Genomic DNA, 19,002 nt, shown 5'->3' on the forward strand with positions numbered 1-19,002 from the left:
ATGAGCGATAGCGCTGACCCAACAAGCCCAGGCGATCTGGCTTTTACCAGAGAGTCACCCTACGGCACCGAAAGCGAAGCCATGTATTCAGGGGCGACCAGCTTTATGCGGCGCCGTTACAGCCGCGATCTCAACAAGGTTGACGTAGCGGTCGTCGGTATTCCCTATGATCTAGCCACGTCTAATCGTCCCGGTGCACGTTTTGGGCCACGCGGTATACGTCAGGCATCCACCCAGCTATCCTGGTCAAGCCCCTGGCCATGGACTTTCGACCCCTTTGATCGTCTCCATGTCATTGATTTCGGTGACTGCGTGTTTGATTCAGGTATACCTGCCAATGTTCCCGACGAAATAGAGGCCTGCATCAGCCATATTGTTAGCGCTGACGTTACCCCGTTAAGTTTAGGGGGCGACCACTTTGTGACTTACCCCGCACTAAAAGCAGTACATGCCAAACACGGCCCTATCTCGTTAATTCATTTTGATGCTCACTGCGATACCTGGACCGATAAAGACGGGCGTATTGATCATGGCACCATGTTTTATCATGCGGCTAAACAAGGCATTGTTGAACCAGGCTCATCAGTACAAATTGGCATGCGCACTCACAACAAAGAAACTCACGGCTACAATGTGTTTGACGCTTTGTGGCTACACGACAATGGACCTGCAGCACTGGTTGAAAGCATTCACCGCATTGTTGGCCAACGGCCTTGCTACATCACTTTTGATATCGACTTTTTAGACCCGAGTTGCGCCCCCGGCACTGGCACTCCCGTTTGCGGGGGCTTTGATACCATCACTGCGATAAAAATATTGGCGGGGCTGCAAGGTTTAAATATTGTCGGCTGCGACGTTGTTGAAGTTGCTCCTGCCTACGATCACGCAGAAATCACTTCATTGGCAGGGGCCACTATTGCGACCAATATGATTTGCCTATTAGCCGCAGACAAACCAAAAAAAATATAATCTCAAAAAATTATTAATTATTTGGCAAAAAAAAAACGCTCCTTTCGGAGCGTTTTCTTAGACAAAAAACCTGAACTTACTTAGCAGTTTTAATCGCGGTCCACGCCCTTGATCCTATACGATCAACTTTGCTTGAATAAACGGGGAACGTAAATAATTTGGCCGCCACTTCATCACTTGGGTAAATAGAAGGATTCTCAACAATTTCAGCCTCTATTGACTTTTTCGATGCTGGAATAGCATTTGGATACCAAACGTAGTTGGTAATATCCGCCATAATGTCAGGGCGCATCAAAAAGTTTAGAAAGAGATGGGCACTTTCAACATGATCGGCATCGGCCGGTATAGTCAGCATATCAAACCAAAGACCAGCGCCTTCTTTAGGAATGATATATTCGATTTCGACACCATTTTCAGCCTCATCAGCACGATCCATAGCCTGTAAAATATCACCAGACCAACCGACACTTACGCAGACATCACCATTGGCTAAATCATTGATATATTGCGAAGAATGAAAATAACGAATATGCGGGCGAACAGCCATCAAAGCATCTTTTGCCTTACCATCAAATAATTTCGGATCCACGCTTCTAGGGTTTTCACCTAAATAACTCAGTGCAGAAGGTAATATTTCATCCCAAGCGTCTAATAAGGTAATTCCACAATCGGCCAGTTTTGCAGCAACTTCAGGGTTAAACACGATATCCCAGCTATCCAACGGGTAATCATCACCCAAACGCTCTTTTACCTTCGCAACGTTAATACCAATACCGGTAGTTCCCCACAAATAAGGAACCGAATGCATGTTACCCGGATCCATATCTGACAGCTTAGCCATAATACCAGCATCCAGACCTTTAGCGTTACTCAGCTTACTTTGATCTAACTTTTGAAACACACCCGCTTTTATCTGGCGTGCCATAAACGAAGACGACGGTACAACAACATCGTAACCGGTTTTACCTGAAAGCAATTTCGCCTCGAGTACATCGTTGCTGTCGAATACGTCATAGACAACTTTAATTCCGGTTTCTTTCTCAAATTTTTCAAGCGTATCTTCAGCAATATAATCTGACCAGTTATACACATTTAAAACTTTATCTTCAGCACTAAGCCCACCAGCCGCTAATGCAACAGCTGTGGCCGCAGCCAGTTTAGTCATTAATTTCATAGCATCCCCTCACAAGGTTGATTATTAATTTCCGCTGCCATGAATACAAAGTCATTCCATCGACCATTCAAGCAACATTTACTCCTTAGAATTACTACTTACCTTTCAAAATCTAAAATAAGCTAGCGACCAGCAACCGCTTCTTGCATTTCACGTTGACGCTTTAATTCCTGTCGACGCATCCACCACCAGCCTATAAATGCGGCCAGCGAAACTGCAGCTACTAACAACGTAGCCAATGCATTTATCTTGGGGCTCACCCCCAAGCGTACACTGGAAAATACCACCATCGGCAAGGTAGTAGAACCAGGCCCGGAAACAAAACTGGCAATAACCAAGTCATCAAGCGATAAAGTAAACGCCAATAGCCAACCGGCAAACAATGCTGGCGCGACAATCGGCAGTGTAATTAAATAAAACACCTTCAGTCGGTTGGCACCTAAATCCATGGCCGCTTCTTCTAGCGAACGATCCATCTCTCGCAACCGTGAAGACACCACCACCGCCACATAAGCCATACCGAAGGTACTGTGCGCGATCCAGATAGTCAGCATGCCACGATTGGCAGGCCAACCAATCACTTCTGCCAGAGTGACAAACAATAGCAGTAACGACAAACCGGTGATGACTTCTGGCATAACCAATGGAGCAGTAATCATGCCAGTAAACAATGTTTTCCCTTTAAAGCGACTGAAGCGCACCATAATTACCGCGGCCATCGTGCCTAACATTACTGACGCAGTAGCACTTAGAAAAGCAATTTTTAAACTCATGCCCACAGCACTCATCATTTGCTCATCCTGGAACAATTCAAAATACCACTTGATAGAAAACCCCGACCATACGGTAACTAAACGCGACTCATTAAATGAATAAAAGATAAGAATAAAGATAGGTAAATATAAAAATAAAAAACCCGCTATCAAAATAACCCAGGACCAAAAGCTGGTACGTTTATTATTCATTTGGTATCGCCCCCAACCCCAGCCTCTTCAAAATCCCTGGCTTGGTAGCGCTGGAACAATGTCATCGGGATAATCAACAGCACCAACATCACCACAGCTACCGCAGAAGCACCCGGCCAATTTCTGGCATTAAAGAATTCACTCCACAACAACTTGCCAATCATTAGCGTATCCGGGCCACCTAGCAGTTCTGGAATCACAAACTCACCGACCGCCGGAATAAACACCAACATAGAACCCGCGATAATTCCACCAATAGAGAGTGGCAAGGTGATTTTGAAAAACGCCACTAATGGCGATGCACCCAAATCAGATGCCGCCTCTAATAAACGATTATCGTGCTTCACCAAGTTGGTATAAATGGGCAAAATCATAAATGGCAAATAGGCATAAACAATACCGATATAAACAGCAATCGGGGTATGCAAAATAATTAATGGCTCATCAATAATGCCAATACTCATCAACAAATTATTAATCAAGCCATTATTTTTTAATAAGCCAATCCAGGCATATATACGAATTAAAAAAGAAGTCCATGAGGGCAGTATGACTAACATCAATGCCAGATTGCGACTATGCGCAGGCAACTTGGCAATTACGTAGGCAATTGGATAACCTACCAATAAACATAGCATAGTGGCAATACCGGCAATTTTTACCGAACTAATATAACCACGCAGATAAAGATCGTATTCATAAAGGTCTATATAATTGAACAGGTTTAAACTAATTTTCAGCATATCGCCATCAAGATATAATAAATCTGTAAACGGCGGCTTGGCCATCACTGCTTCGGAAAAACTAATTTTTAGTACGATAATAAAAGGAATTAAAAAAAACAGCAGCAGCCAGAGGTAAGGAACACCAACCACCAGCTTGCGACCAACCGCCCATTTTAATTGCGAAAACTTCATGAGGTTAATACCACCCCGCTGCGCTCTCCCCAACTGAGATAGACCTGATCTTCCCAACGCAGTCTTTCGCTGTCATCACCTTCAACCACACGATGGGTATTAGCGACTGACGCCATCATCATAAACCCTGAATCCAGACGGATATGGTAAATCGAATGGCTACCCAAATAGGCAATATCTTTTATCACCCCTACCGCAGTATTGTGAGGCTGATTCGAAGGATGCCGGCTAACCATGATTTTTTCCGGCCGCAAGGCATACGCAATATCCATCCCTAACGATCCAGCAATGCTGTGGGCGACATGAATAGGATTGGGCAAGGCATCACAGGCCAACTGAATATGATCTACTTCATCAACTGCCAGGCTGCCTTCAAAAATATTTGCCGAGCCAATAAATTCAGCTGTCATACGGCAATTAGGCTGCTCGTAAACTTCTACCGGATGACCGACCTGCCTTATCACCCCCGCATCCATAATGCCAACGCGGTCAGCCATGGTCATCGCTTCTTCCTGGTCGTGCGTCACCATCACGCAGGTCACACCGACTTTTTCAATAATATCCACCAACTCTAACTGCATTTGGCTGCGCAATTTTTTATCCAGCGCCCCCATTGGCTCATCCAACAACAATAAGCTAGGCTCTTTTGCCAGGCTGCGTGCCAGCGCTACTCGCTGCTGCTGTCCGCCAGATAATTGATGCGGCTTACGTCTGGCAAACTTTTTCATTTGCACAAGGTTCAGCACTTCTTCAACTTTATTACTAATGGCAGCCTTTGACAGCCGGTCTTGCTTCAAACCAAAAGCAATATTCTGTTCCACCGTCATATGTGGAAACAGCGCATAGGATTGAAACATCATATTGATGGGACGACGATGCGGGGAAATATTATTCAGATTATTGCCATCAAGGATAATGTCGCCAGAGGTTGGGGCATCGAAACCCGCGAGCAGCCGTAATAAGGTTGATTTGCCACAACCCGAAGCACCCAGCAACGCAAAGATTTCACCTTGGTAAATGTTCAGGCTGACATTATCAACAGCCTTGAAACCATCAAATTCTTTAACGACACTGTTAATTTCAAGTTGTACACGCTTCTTTTTTGTAGAAGCCTCGCCTTGATTGGCCGACATACTTCAGACTCTCCGGTGACTCATTTTACTGTTTCTAATACGCAGCCAAATTAGCTCAGGACCAAAATGATAACCAGCCCTAATGACCCACTAACTTAGTGCAATTTCACGGCCAACCTTGCGTAATATCAAACACTAATGTTCATTTTATTCTACAGACCACTATAAAAGCGGATTTTGCGGCCAAGAGCAAGCGCTAAGACAAATTGTTTTTTGCCGGACTCAAATCCAAAATCACCGCTGCCACTGGTAAGGTGCATAAAGAGGGTGCATATTGAACGCAGTGCACCAAATACAGGCAGCAGCCACGCACTATAAACGACCGCAGCCTTTGATATATCCAAAACTACCAGACATAAAAAAACCACCCGAAGGTGGTTTTTATCATCAGACTGAAGACTTATTTATTCGACCCGAATAATACCGTCCGCCACCAGCTGTTCAATTTCCTCATCGCTATAACCAGCCATCTGCGCTGCTTGTCGCGAGTGCTCCCCTTCTCTTGGCAAGTCCTGAGTCACACCAAAACGGGCACCCGCAAACTCGATCGGCAAGGCAGGTAATTTGACCACTTCACCGGTATGCTCACCACCGGTCAAGGTCAAATTAACCAGGCCACCAGCATTCATATGCACATCATCAAATAGGTCGGAAGGTTTGTTGATTGGCGCAAAAGGAATACCCGCCTGATCTAACTGATCCATCATTTCCTGCTTGCTCATCGACTGAAACAATTCAGTGATGACTGGAACAATGCGATCACGCTGTTTAACACGCTCATTATTCAGCTTCAATGATTCATCATTAGCAAACTCGGCCAATTGGAATTGTTCACAAAAGCGCTGCCACAAGGAATCCGATACCACCCCAACAAAGACCCGCTCATTATCCTTGGAGTAAAAAATATCGTATACCGACCATGCACTGCGGCGCACTGACATCGGCGGGGTTCTTCACCAGACACTGCCTGCTGCGCCATGTGCTGGCCTACCATGTAAGCTGTGGTTTCGTAGAGTGAACTTACTACCTCTTTGCCTTTGCCGGTGCGGTGACGCTCTTCCAGTGCCGCTAAAATACCGATCACCCCGAACATACCGCCAGTGATGTCAATAACCGAAGAACCCGCTCGCATAGGTCGATCAGGTAACCCTGTCATATAAGCCAAGCCGCCCATCATCTGAGTGACTTCATCCAGCGCGGTGCGGTGTTGATAGGGACCCGATAAAAAACCTTTCAGCGAGCAATAAATCAATCGTGGGTTCAGTGCACTCAACTGCTCATAGCCAAAACCAAGCTTATCCATTGCACCCGGGCGAAAATTCTCAATGACGACATCGGCTTTTGCGGCCAAACGCTCGGCTAATTGATGACCTTGCTCAGACTTCAAATCAACGCAGAGACTTTTCTTGTTGCGGTTGTACATAGGAAAGTAACCCGCACCAGATCCTTTAAGCCGGCGGGTATTATCTCCCTGAATGGGCTCAATTTTGATAACATCCGCACCCAGATCGGCAAGGATAACGCCCACGGTTGGGCCCATTACCATATGCGTAAATTCAACGACTTTTATGCCTGACAACGGCAGCTGATGATCAGCCACAGACTTCTCCTTTTTCACCGGCCCCAAATAGACCTTGAGGCCATATAACGGTACTATTGTTATTATGATATAACATTATAGTTATTCTGTTAAGAATGAGTTAAGGAAGAAGCGAAATATTACCCGCTATTGCGCTACAAACAGGTACCCATATGTCGAAAATAGATATAGAAATCAGTGAAGTAGGCCCACGGGACGGTCTTCAGAGCATTAAAACAATCATGCCCACCGAGGCCAAAAAAGCCTGGATCAAGGCCGAATTTGAGGCCGGAGTCCCCGAAATCGAAGTCGGATCCTTCGTCCCACCGTCCGTATTACCCAACTCGCTGATACCTTTGAGGTGGTTCAATACGCCCGCACCTTGTCCGGTCTGCGAATCGCGGCGCTGGTACCCAATTTACGCGGCCTTGAAAACGCAGTGAAAGCCGGTGTGCATAAAGTCGGTATCCCGTTCTCACAAAGCGAAACCCACTCCATCAAAAACGTGAAGAAAACCCACCCGCAAATGCTGGAAGAGATCGCTAAATGCGTGGCGTTTCTGCAGACAATCCCCGCCGCTCAACGGCCCACCTTTGAAGTCGGCCTATCCACTGCCTTTGGTTGCACCATAGAGGGCAACGTGGATGAAGATGTGGTCGTTGCCAACGCGGAAAAAGTGATCGCCCTTGGCGTCGACGAAGTGGGCTTATCTGACACCACCGGTTTCGCCAACCCGGTACAACTGAAACGCATCACTCAGCGAATTTGGGACACCTGCGGCAAAGATAAATTAGTTGGCGTGCATTTGCATAACACCCGCGGCCAGGGTTTAGCCAATGTGCTAGCTGCTGTGGAAATTGGTATCACTACCGTTGATTCGTCACTCGGTGGAATCGGCGGCTGTCCCTGGGCACCTGGCGCCTCTGGCAATATCGTCACTGAAGATTTAGTGTGGATGCTGGAAGCAATGGGGTTGCGCACCGGTATCGATATCGATAAATTGCTGGCTGTGCGCGCATTGGTGCAACAAGCCCTGCCCGATGAACCCATGTACGGCTTTATTCCAGATGCTGGCGTACCAAAAGGTTTTGTAGCAGCCTCCGCTAGCTAAACTAAAATCGCGGCCAATCATAAAGAAAGGTCGCGATGTTTATTCCAGCATGAGTTACAAATCTTTATCGCTTTTTTTGCCGAAAAACTACAACTGCTTTAAAACTTTCGCTGTCAGTTTTTGTACATAGCGATTAATTTTCCAGTGCCCTGGCATCCAACCATTTAAAAACCGATAAAAATCAGCCCAGGCAAAAGCATACAACTCACGCCACTCTTTTTCCAAAGCTCCCGTATCAATATCATTTTTTGCGCTAACAGCTACAGTGAGCTGCTGGAAATAATAATCCAGCAATTCATTCTCCCAGCGCACACACTGTTGCTCATCCAAACAACTACTAAAAAAATACGCGACATCCTTTATGCCGCAACCACCACCCACATATTGAAAATCTACCGCAGCTACTGATAAGCCATCATCAGCAAAGCAAAAATTATCCAACTTGGCGTCGCCATGAACAATCGTTTTAAATTCCGCCGCAGACAAACGACGATCTATTTCAGATGCAGCCTGCTGCAATTCCCTATTATCCATTGCCGCCAACTCATCAGGCCGTGTCGCTAAATGCCAATAACAACCGACTGGCCATAAATCAGTAGGCACTTGCTGTAAAAATTGACTGTGAAAATGCGCCAACCAGTTTAAACACAACTTAATCTCAAGCAGATTAAGCTCGGACTTTCGCACTGAGAATCCAGCATCATCAATATCTTCAAGCACCAGCAGACACGAACCAATTTCATCTAACGCAGCAACCGTATAACAATCCGGCACCCGGCAATGATAATCGCAACGCAACGCCCAGCTTTTATACCAAGCCATCTCCACTTGATAAGATTGCAGCTTGCGTTGATGGGATAAATCCGTATTCCAACCACGAGGATGATGTTGCTGTACAGGCGGCACCACACTTTTAACCACCACATGGCACCCTACCACCCCACCGGTGAGTTGGTAGCGGGCGATTTCTCCATAGCCACTCCACAGCGACTGAATAAGCGCTTTACGCTCGACTGTCGTCGCAGCAGTCGCCTGCGCAATGAGTTGTAAAATGTTATGTTCCATTAATTACATCGATTCACACTGGTCATAAGTTTCAATTTATCTCTCCCACAAAAAAGCCGCTGACGCGGCTTTCGGCAAGCTATAAAAAAGCAGCACTAAATCTGATCAACACTCTCGATAGGGTAATGTGCTGGATACGGTAAGCGAGCAACACCGGTATCAATTGCAGCCTGCGCAACGGCTGCGGATATATCACCTAAAAGCCGGCCATCCATCGGTTTTGGAATGATATATTCAGGGCCAAATTCCAAACTATCCAACTCACAAGCAGTTAAAACTGATGGTGGCACTGGCAATTTAGCAATGGCACGTAATGCATTAACCGCTGCCACTTTCATTTCTTCGTTGATCACTGTTGCCCGCACATCCAACGCACCACGGAAAATAAACGGAAAGCCCAAAACATTATTCACCTGATTGGGATAATCGCTTCGTCCAGTCGCAATTATTAAATCACTGCGGGTTGCTTTCGCCAAGGCAGGATCGATTTCAGGATCGGGATTTGAACAGGCAAATACAATCGGACTGGGCGCCATCGTGCTTAGTAATTCGGAACTCAATAAATTGGCCCCTGACAAGCCAACAAATACATCAGCACCCTTTAATGCGTCAGCCAATGTACGATCACTGGTTTCATGAGCAAAAGGTTCTTTAATGGACGTCACGCCCTCACGGCCTTTATAGATAACACCCAAGCGGTCAATCATTGTGAGGTTTTCATTTAATGCGCCCAAACGCATCAATAAACGCATACACGCTATCGCAGCTGAACCCGCACCCAAACACACTATTTTTGCTGTCTCCAGATTTTTTCCCTGAATCTCCAAGGCATTCAACATACCCGCTGCGGTAACAATCGCGGTGCCATGTTGATCGTCATGAAACACCGGAACATTACAGCGGTCGATCAATTCATTTTCAATTTCAAAACATTCTGGTGCTTTAATATCTTCCAGATTAATACCACCAAAGGTGTCGGCAATACGCACGACTGTTTCAATAAATTCTCTTGGTTCTTCTGTATCCACTTCAATATCAATCGAATCTATACCGGCAAAGCGTTTAAACAATAAAGCTTTACCTTCCATCACTGGTTTACTGGCCATCGCACCCAAATTACCTAAGCCTAAAATAGCCGTACCATTTGAAATAACCGCAACCAAATTGCCTTTGATCGTGTAGTCATAAGCTGCATCGGGATTTTCTGCAATGGCTTTAACGGGTTCTGCGACACCTGGACTATAGGCCAAAGCCAAATCGTTTTGAGTTTCGGCTGAGGTACTTAACTCAACAGAAATTTTTCCTGGTTTAGGCTTGGAATGGTAATCCAATGCCTGTTGTTTAAAATCGGTAGTCATAGCAGTGTCCCATCTGATTAAATCTTGATTAAACCCATCTCGCATCTTCAACCGGCTGGATTGGCTGTGCTGTGTATTAAGAACAAAAGATCTATTGTTATATCAATCTACAGTTTTACACTATTTTTTTAGGGTTTTTTTGTTATAAAAACGCTTAAGCGGCTGCGCAGAATATAGAAAAGCCAGTAGGCCTACAAGCTTCTTTTCTTGCCATAAAACAGTCAGCAGCGTCATGGGTTTTACTTAAGCATTGCTGGATGCTGAAGATTTATCATCAACGGGCTGTATTTCTTTTTTTTAACCGCAGCAGATGCGCTGCGATCGACAACCCAACCACGAATAGTCACCGTTTTATTTAACCAGTCATTGGGGTCATTTAAATTAAAACGACTGAGGTCTTTAGACCGTAACCGAATCGCCAACGTATCTAATTGCAACCACCAACTGTCACGACTGCGATTAATCGCGCGAATCGTTCCGTGCACACGCTGAAAACCGCTATTCGCTGTGGTTAATTGGCGCGCATCTAACGCCGGATAAATGCCAGCCTGCCAAATACCTATGCCCTGCCGCTGCGCACTGGCTTCATGCGCCGTCAGGCATTGCCAATAACCCTCATTAGGTGGCACAACGACTTGCCAAGCCAAGCCCTGTGCCAACAAATATTCTGCCAGACTTTTACCATCCGCACGAAAAACATGTGCCAACCAGCGACCGTAATGGTCTTTTTTTTGTTGACCTATTTGCAAGCCCACTTTGGATTGATCGGCAAAAAAAGTCTTTACTGCATTCTGTGCCGCTATCGCCAACGGCTGGGCAGGCTTACCTCGATTTGCCAACTCCGGCGTATTGATCGCCAACACCCGCAATTTGCGACCATCGGTTAGATGCAATGTATCCCCATCCACCACTGTCATAAGCTCAACCCACTCAAGTTCTCCTACTGCATTGCACGCTGAAGCCTGAGCGAATACACCAAACACAAACAATGGCAGTAATAACAATAGCCGCAGTAACATAGGGGCAATCCTATAATTAGAAACAGTAACGAGTTTGATGACGAAAAGGACAAGCAAATTAGTGTCGCCCGGATACAACAACGCCCAACCAATAGGCTGGGCGTTGTTGAGCTAGACAATAGCAAGCGGGATGATTAGCTTTTGCTGCTGCGATTACCAAAACGCTGCTTAAAGCGATCAACACGGCCACCGGTATCAGCCGTTTTCTGCTTACCAGTGTAGAACGGGTGACAGGCAGAACATACGTCCAAGTGCAAATCCGAGCACAAAGTAGAACCGGTTTTAATAACATTGCCACAACTACAGGTTGCAGTGATTTCTTCGTATTTAGGATGGATATCCGCTTTCATGATAGTACTCTCTTCGCTAAGTGTACCGCCACAGAGTCCGGCCTTCAGGTTTCCTCCGTGGAAACAGCTGGCTTTGTACGGTACTGAATTCAGTTCACAGCCATCACTGGAACTGGTGAAAAATCAGGCGATGCATCATACCAGAGCAACTATGAATTGCAATGCTTTCGCCCGATTAGCCACAATACCACACAGACTCTTAGCGTAGCCGTCTAACATCCCAACACGGACCTTGCTACACTGGCTTTTTTACAGCGAAGAATAATAGCCACCTCAATGCCCTTCCTCAGTTTGGCCATGCCGACCCCATTACGCCGCAGCTTTGACTACCTGCCACCAGAGGGGCTATCTGCTGAAGCGCTTAGCCAATTACAGCCAGGCACCCGGGTAGCCGCGCCTTTTGGCAACCGCAAGCTGATAGGGGTTCTGCTAGAAATCAAACAACAAACCGATGTGCCAGAGCACCAACTTAAAGCGGCCACCGCGATACTCGACACAACCCCCATTCTGCCACCGCGATTGCTCACACTGTGCCTATGGGCCGCCAGCTACTATCAACACCCAGTGGGCGATGCACTGGCTAATGCCATCCCCAGCCTATTACGCAAAGGCGAAAACCTGATTGCCATCACTGAGACTCGCTGGCGCTTAAGCACTGAAGGCAAAGGGCTGCCAGAGGGCGCACTGAAACGCGCAGCAAAACAAGCCCTACTGCTCAAGCTATTGCAACAGCACGGCAGCGTTAGTGCCAGCGTCCTCACCGCCAACAGCATCAGCAAAGCGGTAGTCAATACGCTAATTGAAAAACAATTAATCGAAACCTTTGAAGTCAGCCCGGATAAAACCCGGCCTGAAGAATTATTACTAACAGCGCCACTAAGCCTTAATCATGAGCAACAACAAGCCGTCTCGACGATCAATGCCTGTCAGGGCTTTCACAGTTTTTTATTAGAAGGCGTAACCGGCAGTGGTAAAACCGAAGTGTATTTACAACTCATTGAACACTGCTTAAAACAGGGTAAGCAAGCGCTGGTACTGATTCCGGAAATCGGTCTAACCCCGCAAACCCTCAGCCGCTTTCAAAGCCGCTTCACCTGTACTATAGCGCTAATACATTCAGGCCTCACCGATCGCGAACGCTTGCTCGCCTGGCAGGCTGCCAACTCCGGGGAAGCCGGTATCGTCATCGGCACCCGCTCAGCCGTATTTACCCCGCTGGCGACTTTGGGCCTGATTATTATCGATGAAGAACACGACAGTTCTTTCAAACAGCAAGACGGTTTTCGTTACTCTGCCCGCGACATAGCCATCAAGCGCGCCGCCGATGAGCTCTGTACCATCGTGCTGGGCTCCGCCACCCCAGTCTGGAAACACTTAACAATGCCCTTCAGGGCGCTATCAACATCTGCATTTAAGCCAGCGGGCTACCGGTGCAGCGGCGCCTCAATTTGGCTTAATTGATATCCGTCACGCACCGCTGGATGAAGGCTTTAGCCCGCCGCTACTGCAAGCGATTCAGCAGCAAATCAGCCTAGGTAATCAGGTATTGGTATTCATCAACCGGCGTGGCTTTTCACCGATGATGATGTGCCATGACTGCGGCTACGTCGCCCAATGCCAACATTGCGATGCCCGCATGACCGTACATTTTAAACAGCGGATGCTGCGTTGCCATCACTGTGAAAGCCAAACAACATTGCCCCGGCAATGTCCCAACTGTCACAGCGGGCAGCTGGACTTTCATGGCTCCGGCACCGAGCGCAGTGAACAAGCCTTGCAACGGCTGTTTCCCAACACCACGATTCACCGGGTAGATCGCGATACCACCAGCCGCAAATTAGCGATGCAACAACTCACCACTGAAATCCATAAAGGGGAACCCTGCATTTTAGTCGGCACTCAAATGCTCGCCAAAGGCCACCACTTTGCCGACGTCACCTTAGTGGCAGTGTTAGATGCCGACGGCGGTTTATTCAGCGCTGATTTTCGCGGCGCAGAAAAAATGGGCCAGCTATTAATACAAGTGGCTGGGCGCGCTGGGCGCGAGGCCAAAGCAGGCACCGTGCTGATCCAAACCCATCAACCGGAAAACCCCCTGCTCAATCAACTGATCCATCAGGGCTATGGCCACTTTGCACGGCAGTTACTGGCGGAACGACAAGCACAGCAATTGCCTCCCTTTTCCCATATCGCCATGGTCCGCGCCGAGGCCAATAACCTGCAACAGCCAGAGACATTACTCGCTGATTTACGTCAGCAGTCCAGTGCCAGAAACTGCCAGTTTTTCGGTCCGCTGCCAGCACCCATGACGCGCAAAGCCGGGCGCTATCGCGTCCAATTACTAATTCGTGCAGAGCAGCGTAAAGGCCTGCATCAAGCTCTCCATCAGCTATGCCAGCAAGCCGAACAACACCCACTTAATGGCAAGGTACGCTGGTCAATCGATGTCGACCCAGCCGATATGTTTTAAGCCGGCAACCATCAAGCTGCCAGAGGGGCAACGTCGCAAGTCCACTTGAGTAACCAACGGCTAGCCAGCATTGCTCCTAAATACCGCAATTGATGAATACGGACCCAGAGCCACTGGATTAAATTTTTAGATTAAACGTACTGAGAAAGAACGCTCACTTATCAACACAAGGATAATGACTCAAAACGTCAGCCAACCTGACTACCAAAGGGTCAAGTTGTTCTGCAAAATTCTGCCATTGATCAATGCCACCACGGTACAAGGGCTGGCGTACCTGCTCAGCACTGGCAGTACGCACAGCGCGCCGGGTTTTATGAAACTCTAAACACTGGGGCTCGAAAGGTAGCTGGCAATATTCAAGCAGCCGCCTGACCTCCAACTCTAAATCATCAACAACCTGCTCATAAAAAACCCTGTGAATAGCACCGGGGAACACATCATCCCAATGTGTCATTAGCTGGGTATAGTCAATGTAGTATCCGGCAAGGTCGTCCAACGAATAACTAAATAACTGCCCCTCGGCAAACAATTGCTTGAAGGCGCTAAAACAACAGGCTAAGGGGTGACGTCGAGCATCGATAATTTTTGCGTTGGGAAGTATGGTTTTTATCAAACCAATATGACGAAAATTATTGGGCATCTTGTCGATAAAAAAGGGAGTATCGGTTCGATGAATCCGCGTTTCTTCAATATATTGCCGGCCCAATTTCAAGCATTGCTCAGGCGTCAGCTCAGCCAGTACGCCAGGGTACTTAGGCTCTTCATCACGGCGACGGCGCCCGTTAAGTTTGTGCGCCATCGCAGGAATATTGGGTAATTCCAGCGTACCTTCCACCATCGAGTGAGAAGAAAGAATTTGCTCCAACAACGTAGAACCTGCGCGCGGCAGACCAACAATAAAAATTGGTGCTTTATCTTCATAGCCTCTAGCGACTGTAAATAAATTTTTAGTGCAGACCTGAATTTGCAGCTGGGTATCGCGTTTATTATTTTCTGCACTGTAGTCAATCTGCTGCTTCTTTAATTGATTTCCACGCTGATAGTAATGAAATGACTGACTATAATCGCCGCTATCTTCCAACGATTTTGCCAACGCAAAACAGATCGAATAGCGATCTACCAAACTAATGGTGGGAACTTCCAACTGATTTTTCATGATTTTGATTTCACCGTCACTAAAACGGTAAGTTTTCAAATTTGCCAGGGACCAATAAGCATCACCAAAGTCACTCTGTATTTCATAAGCTTTACGATAACAATCAACAGCACCGCTGGTGTCTCCTGCCGTTTTTAAGGCATGACCCTTGGCCAGTTGAACACCTTGCAAATTTGCATTAATTAATAAAGCCCGATCAAACAGGGTCAGCGCCAACTCCAGATCACCAATCGACATCGCGGCATTCCCACCGGCGGTCAATGCGGTGATATTATTCGGTTGCTTATCCAGCAGAATATTGGCCTGCTCCATCGCGCGCTTAAATTGCTGTCTTTTTTGCAAAACGGTAATAAAATCAATCCGCGCCTGATCAAAATCGGGATGAAGTTCCAAACAACTTTCCAGCACAAAATCGGCATCATCCAGAACCCCCAAATCCATACCAATAAGACCGAGCAAGCGCATCGCACTTGGATCATGGGGGTGCTGCTGAAGGAAATCGCGGCACAGACGCTCAGCTTTATAAAGTCTGCCTTCATTACGCATACTAGCAATGCTAAGCAAAATCGGGGCTTGCTTATTGAGGTACTGAAATTGATTAAGCGCTGCAGCAGCTTCTTGTTCCTGCCCCAGCTGCTTGAGCGCAACAGCCAAACCACGCCAACTAGCCGGCAGGGCATTATTGCGCTGTACAGCTTGCTGATATGCCTCAGCGGCATCTTGCATACGGGACAACGCACTAAAGTTATGCCCCAATTCCTGAAATGCGCGCCCGTATTCAGGTTGCAATGCTAACAAGGTTTGTAAACTCTCTATGGCGGCATCACTTAACTTGAGATAACGCTGGCAAACCGACTTCAAATACCATAGTTCAGCATGCTCGGGGTACTGCACCAGTTGCGGCGTAATATTAAGCAATGCCTGATCGTATTGTTTGTCATTAAGCTGCTGTTTGATCTGAGCTAAAGCGGTATCGATATCAGTCATAGTTAAGATCGAATTAAAGAAATACTTTTATAGGAATTTATAACGCTTATATAAAAACACGGGCGGAACCAAAAGGTCCAGCCCGTGTTTTTAATACCAACGGTATAATACAACCCGTTGATTTAATAGTCGTATGAAAATCTCATACCCATTGTGCGCGGACGATTAGTAGTAATACGCTCAATATCATCCTGGTTATTGATAAATAATTCGGCGCGCTCATCGCTCAGGTTTTCAACAAAGAACTCTACATTCCAATTGTCTTTGTTAAGCCCGATAGCTGCATCCGACGTCGTATAACCGTCCTGTTCCCTGCGCTCTTCCTCAACGATAGAGCTGTAACTACTACCTGCATGCTGTACCGCCAATTGCCAATAAGCATCATAGCCATTTAACGACCACTCATAACGCGCTCTAACATTACCCTGAAACTCTGGTGTTAGTGGTAAACGGCTGCCTTCTGGAGCGATTTCAACAGCCTGCCCTTTAATCTCAGTAATCTCGGTATCGTTATAGGACAAAGCTGCAAACAACGTTAAATTTTGACTAGCGACCCAAACAGCGTCCATCTCAATACCAAAAATTTCCGAGTCTGCAGCATTTTCGATAAAGGTGAGTATGGAAACATTTTCAGGATCAAAACGGGACACCTGCATATCGGTCCACTCGATAAAATAGGTACTACCGTTAAACTGTACATTGCCGCCCGCCAGTGTGGTTTTCCAACCAAACTCATAGTTAACAACGTCATCGGTGTCGTAAGTAGTGCTAACTGTCGGGAAGGCTGGATTAGTAGAAGCCAGCCCCCCACCACGGTTAAAACCACCCGGGCGATAACCTTCCGAGTAGGTACCGTACACCATGGTGTCTTGATTCATCATATAAGTCAGGGTGAATTTAGGAATCACATCATCAAACTCTAACGGATCAGTGCTGTGGCCACCAGATGAGTCATAGTCACGACCGCGATCGGTATTTACCGACCCCTGAAAAATACCATCGGCAAAATTGGAAGAACCGTAGTAATCGGATTCCAACTCATAGTAACGAGCGCCGATCGTTGCCGTCAGCTGATTAGTAAGGTCGTAAGACAACTCACCAAATACAGCAATTTGCTCTTCAGTGCGGGTAATGTCATTGAAAAAGGCAATACCCACAGGCCGGGTCGAATCGTTAATGCTGCGCGAGTAAGAGATTGGCGCATTAGGTGCAAAGCCTAACTCCGGTGTCGCTGCATAGTAATAGTCATCCTGCGTTTCTACCTCGAAATCGTCATAATAAATACCTGCAGTTAACCGTAGCGACTTATCCTGCGGTGTATTAATGCGAAACTCATGGGTCTGACGGCTGTGATCCTGATGCCCAATAAATCCTTTAACCGGGTCACGACACTCTCTGCCTCCCGGGGTAATCGTGCTGGGATCAATGCCATAGTTGGTAATATACGCTGGGTTATCATAAGTACAGGTGTAATAAGCTACAAAGCCACCCGCATTGTTGTAACCGGTGTAGTCAATCTTTTGGTCGATTTCACGCTCAAGATAGGCACCGGTATAAACTATCTCCAACGCATCCAACCTGCCCTGTAGTGTCCAGGACGTCTGCTCAAATTCATCGGTCAACTCATCGGGGAAGTAGCGCTGCACCTCCAAATCACCCACTTCCGGGTCGTAATCAAAAACACCATCAGAACCCAGTTCTTGCGATGAGTATTGCAACAACAAATCCCAATCTTCATTCAATACCATTTTGGCACCAAGACGGTAGCCAGTGTAATAGCTGTCATTGAAGTCATCTTCTACCAGCAAGGTGTTAGCAGCACTATCGTAACTTGCGGCACTAATGCCCACATTAGAATCAGGATTAATAGCGGGATCAGTGGTAAATTCACCAGCAACATTATCGATATAACCACCTCGGCGAACATTATAAACCGCCGCCCGGAATGCCAGCGAGTCATTCACGGGAATATTAATATAGCCCTCAACAGAATTACTCATTTCACCTTCGTTAGTGTCAGCAATACCGGCTTTAACACCAGCACCGAACTCACCGATTCGAGGCTTATTAGTAATAAGCCGTACGGTGCCAGCCTGAGAACTGGCACCAAATAGTGTGCCCTGAGGGCCGGCCAAAACTTCAACGCGCGCTATATCAGAGGCGTAAATATCGAGATTGCGACCAGGCGCCGTCACAGGCTGCTCATCGAGATACAATGCAACATTAGGTGTTGTGCCTTGGGCCCCGGACAGCATCACAGTAATTGGCTCAACTGCCATACCGCGGATATACATAGTCGCCTGACCCGGACCTCGACTACCCGCAGTCAAGTTTGGAAAGTTACGTACAACATCATCGAAGTTACCCACATTGAGATCCTTCAGCGATTCTTGCCCCAGAGCCTGAATTGCTACAGGAATATCCTGGGCGCTGGCCGACCGCTTGGTGGCCGTGACAATTACTTCTTCAATTTGCGCAACAGATAACGTGCTGATACTGGCCGCAACAATGGCGCCAGCCAGTGCTTTACGTTGAAACATGGCTCTCCCTCAATATTTTTCGAATGTGTTATTGGTATAGGTGCTGCTTAGCCAATCTATTTAGTTTATTATTTTATAACACCTATAATATTTATACCTGTAATCATTTTATTACCACAAAAGCCCAAACAACAAGACAATTTCTATTAAATTCAACAATTAAGGGAAATAATAAAATTAGTATTACAATGAACACTAAATAAATACTC

Annotated in this window: 14 protein-coding genes and 1 pseudogene; 4 read left to right on the forward strand and 11 right to left on the reverse strand. The window is 46.7% G+C overall.

What is annotated here, in order from left to right; genetic code table 11:
• Complete coding sequence (gene speB / locus UNITIG_RS07780; protein ID WP_101757868.1) at nucleotides 1–969, forward strand: agmatinase; 969 nt, start codon at nucleotides 1–3, stop codon at nucleotides 967–969.
• A 76-nt stretch (nucleotides 970–1,045) separates the two neighbouring features.
• Here speB and UNITIG_RS07785 read toward each other — a convergent pair whose 3' ends face one another.
• From UNITIG_RS07785 to UNITIG_RS25510, 5 genes and pseudogenes are all read right to left on the reverse strand, one after another.
• The gene (locus UNITIG_RS07785; RefSeq protein WP_200821224.1) at nucleotides 1,046–2,143 is read right to left on the reverse strand and encodes an extracellular solute-binding protein; all 1,098 of its coding nucleotides are present in this window, start codon (nucleotides 2,141–2,143) and stop codon (nucleotides 1,046–1,048) included.
• Nucleotides 2,144–2,265: 122 nt separating this feature from the next.
• A complete protein-coding gene (locus tag UNITIG_RS07790; RefSeq protein WP_101757869.1) occupies nucleotides 2,266–3,108 on the reverse strand; it encodes an ABC transporter permease subunit in 843 nt (280 codons plus the stop codon).
• The gene (locus UNITIG_RS07795) at nucleotides 3,105–4,025 is read right to left on the reverse strand and encodes an ABC transporter permease subunit (RefSeq protein ID WP_101757870.1); all 921 of its coding nucleotides are present in this window, start codon (nucleotides 4,023–4,025) and stop codon (nucleotides 3,105–3,107) included. Before UNITIG_RS07795 ends, UNITIG_RS07790 begins: the two co-directional genes overlap by 4 nt.
• The gene (potA, locus tag UNITIG_RS07800; RefSeq protein WP_101757871.1) at nucleotides 4,022–5,158 is read right to left on the reverse strand and encodes a polyamine ABC transporter ATP-binding protein; all 1,137 of its coding nucleotides are present in this window, start codon (nucleotides 5,156–5,158) and stop codon (nucleotides 4,022–4,024) included. The genes UNITIG_RS07795 and potA overlap by 4 nt, the downstream gene beginning before the upstream one ends.
• A gap of 404 nt (nucleotides 5,159–5,562) precedes the next feature.
• Nucleotides 5,563–6,704, reverse strand: a pseudogene (locus UNITIG_RS25510) (CaiB/BaiF CoA transferase family protein).
• Nucleotides 6,705–7,098: 394 nt separating this feature from the next.
• Between UNITIG_RS25510 and UNITIG_RS07815 the strand changes: the two are divergent.
• Nucleotides 7,099–7,848, forward strand: a complete 750-nt coding sequence (locus UNITIG_RS07815; RefSeq protein WP_235015309.1) for a hydroxymethylglutaryl-CoA lyase — start codon at nucleotides 7,099–7,101, stop codon at nucleotides 7,846–7,848.
• Nucleotides 7,849–7,935: 87 nt separating this feature from the next.
• Here UNITIG_RS07815 and UNITIG_RS07820 read toward each other — a convergent pair whose 3' ends face one another.
• The 4 genes from UNITIG_RS07820 to rpmE all read right to left on the reverse strand — a co-directional run bounded on the left by UNITIG_RS07820 (nucleotide 7,936) and on the right by rpmE (nucleotide 11,640).
• A complete protein-coding gene (locus UNITIG_RS07820) occupies nucleotides 7,936–8,913 on the reverse strand; it encodes a phosphotransferase (RefSeq protein WP_101757873.1) in 978 nt (325 codons plus the stop codon).
• 95 nt (nucleotides 8,914–9,008) lie between these two features.
• Nucleotides 9,009–10,271: a malic enzyme-like NAD(P)-binding protein gene (locus UNITIG_RS07825; RefSeq protein WP_101759221.1), complete on the reverse strand. Its 1,263-nt coding sequence runs from the start codon at nucleotides 10,269–10,271 to the stop codon at nucleotides 9,009–9,011.
• 239 nt (nucleotides 10,272–10,510) lie between these two features.
• On the reverse strand, nucleotides 10,511–11,290 hold the full coding sequence (locus UNITIG_RS07830) for a thermonuclease family protein (protein WP_101757874.1): 780 nt from the start codon (nucleotides 11,288–11,290) through the stop codon (nucleotides 10,511–10,513).
• A 134-nt stretch (nucleotides 11,291–11,424) separates the two neighbouring features.
• Nucleotides 11,425–11,640, reverse strand: coding sequence for a 50S ribosomal protein L31 (gene rpmE, locus UNITIG_RS07835; protein WP_101757875.1), 216 nt, complete (start codon nucleotides 11,638–11,640; stop codon nucleotides 11,425–11,427).
• 297 nt (nucleotides 11,641–11,937) lie between these two features.
• Here rpmE and UNITIG_RS24180 point away from each other — a divergent pair, with 297 nt between their 5' ends.
• Together UNITIG_RS24180 and priA are read left to right on the forward strand one after the other, a co-directional pair.
• Nucleotides 11,938–13,101, forward strand: coding sequence for a DEAD/DEAH box helicase (locus UNITIG_RS24180; RefSeq protein ID WP_235015310.1), 1,164 nt, complete (start codon nucleotides 11,938–11,940; stop codon nucleotides 13,099–13,101).
• Nucleotides 13,046–14,110: a primosomal protein N' gene (gene priA, locus UNITIG_RS24185; RefSeq protein WP_235015432.1), complete on the forward strand. Its 1,065-nt coding sequence runs from the start codon at nucleotides 13,046–13,048 to the stop codon at nucleotides 14,108–14,110. The genes UNITIG_RS24180 and priA overlap by 56 nt, the downstream gene beginning before the upstream one ends.
• A 154-nt stretch (nucleotides 14,111–14,264) precedes the next feature.
• On the opposite strand, the gene UNITIG_RS07845 is transcribed toward priA, so the two are convergent.
• Nucleotides 14,265–16,253 (reverse strand): tetratricopeptide repeat-containing sulfotransferase family protein, encoded by a 1,989-nt coding sequence (locus tag UNITIG_RS07845; protein WP_101757876.1) that lies wholly within the window; start codon nucleotides 16,251–16,253, stop codon nucleotides 14,265–14,267.
• A gap of 122 nt (nucleotides 16,254–16,375) precedes the next feature.
• Entirely contained in the window at nucleotides 16,376–18,793 is a 2,418-nt protein-coding gene (locus tag UNITIG_RS07850; protein ID WP_101757877.1) for a TonB-dependent receptor, read from the reverse strand.
• Nucleotides 18,794–19,002 lie beyond the last annotated feature (209 nt).

The sequence above is a fragment of the Oceanicoccus sp. KOV_DT_Chl genome (assembly GCF_900120175.1).
Lineage (GTDB): Bacteria > Pseudomonadota > Gammaproteobacteria > Pseudomonadales > Dasaniaceae > Oceanicoccus.

Coding starts and splice junctions, on each gene's coding strand:
- speB (WP_101757868.1), top strand. CDS start 1: ATGAGCGATAGCGCTGACCCAACAAGCCCAGGCGATCTGGCTTTTACC.
- UNITIG_RS07785 (WP_200821224.1), bottom strand. CDS start 2,143: ATGAAATTAATGACTAAACTGGCTGCGGCCACAGCTGTTGCATTAGCG.
- UNITIG_RS07790 (WP_101757869.1), bottom strand. CDS start 3,108: ATGAATAATAAACGTACCAGCTTTTGGTCCTGGGTTATTTTGATAGCG.
- UNITIG_RS07795 (WP_101757870.1), bottom strand. CDS start 4,025: ATGAAGTTTTCGCAATTAAAATGGGCGGTTGGTCGCAAGCTGGTGGTT.
- potA (WP_101757871.1), bottom strand. CDS start 5,158: ATGTCGGCCAATCAAGGCGAGGCTTCTACAAAAAAGAAGCGTGTACAA.
- UNITIG_RS07820 (WP_101757873.1), bottom strand. CDS start 8,913: ATGGAACATAACATTTTACAACTCATTGCGCAGGCGACTGCTGCGACG.
- UNITIG_RS07825 (WP_101759221.1), bottom strand. CDS start 10,271: ATGACTACCGATTTTAAACAACAGGCATTGGATTACCATTCCAAGCCT.
- UNITIG_RS07830 (WP_101757874.1), bottom strand. CDS start 11,290: ATGTTACTGCGGCTATTGTTATTACTGCCATTGTTTGTGTTTGGTGTA.
- rpmE (WP_101757875.1), bottom strand. CDS start 11,640: ATGAAAGCGGATATCCATCCTAAATACGAAGAAATCACTGCAACCTGT.
- UNITIG_RS24180 (WP_235015310.1), top strand. CDS start 11,938: ATGCCGACCCCATTACGCCGCAGCTTTGACTACCTGCCACCAGAGGGG.
- UNITIG_RS07845 (WP_101757876.1), bottom strand. CDS start 16,253: ATGACTGATATCGATACCGCTTTAGCTCAGATCAAACAGCAGCTTAAT.
- UNITIG_RS07850 (WP_101757877.1), bottom strand. CDS start 18,793: ATGTTTCAACGTAAAGCACTGGCTGGCGCCATTGTTGCGGCCAGTATC.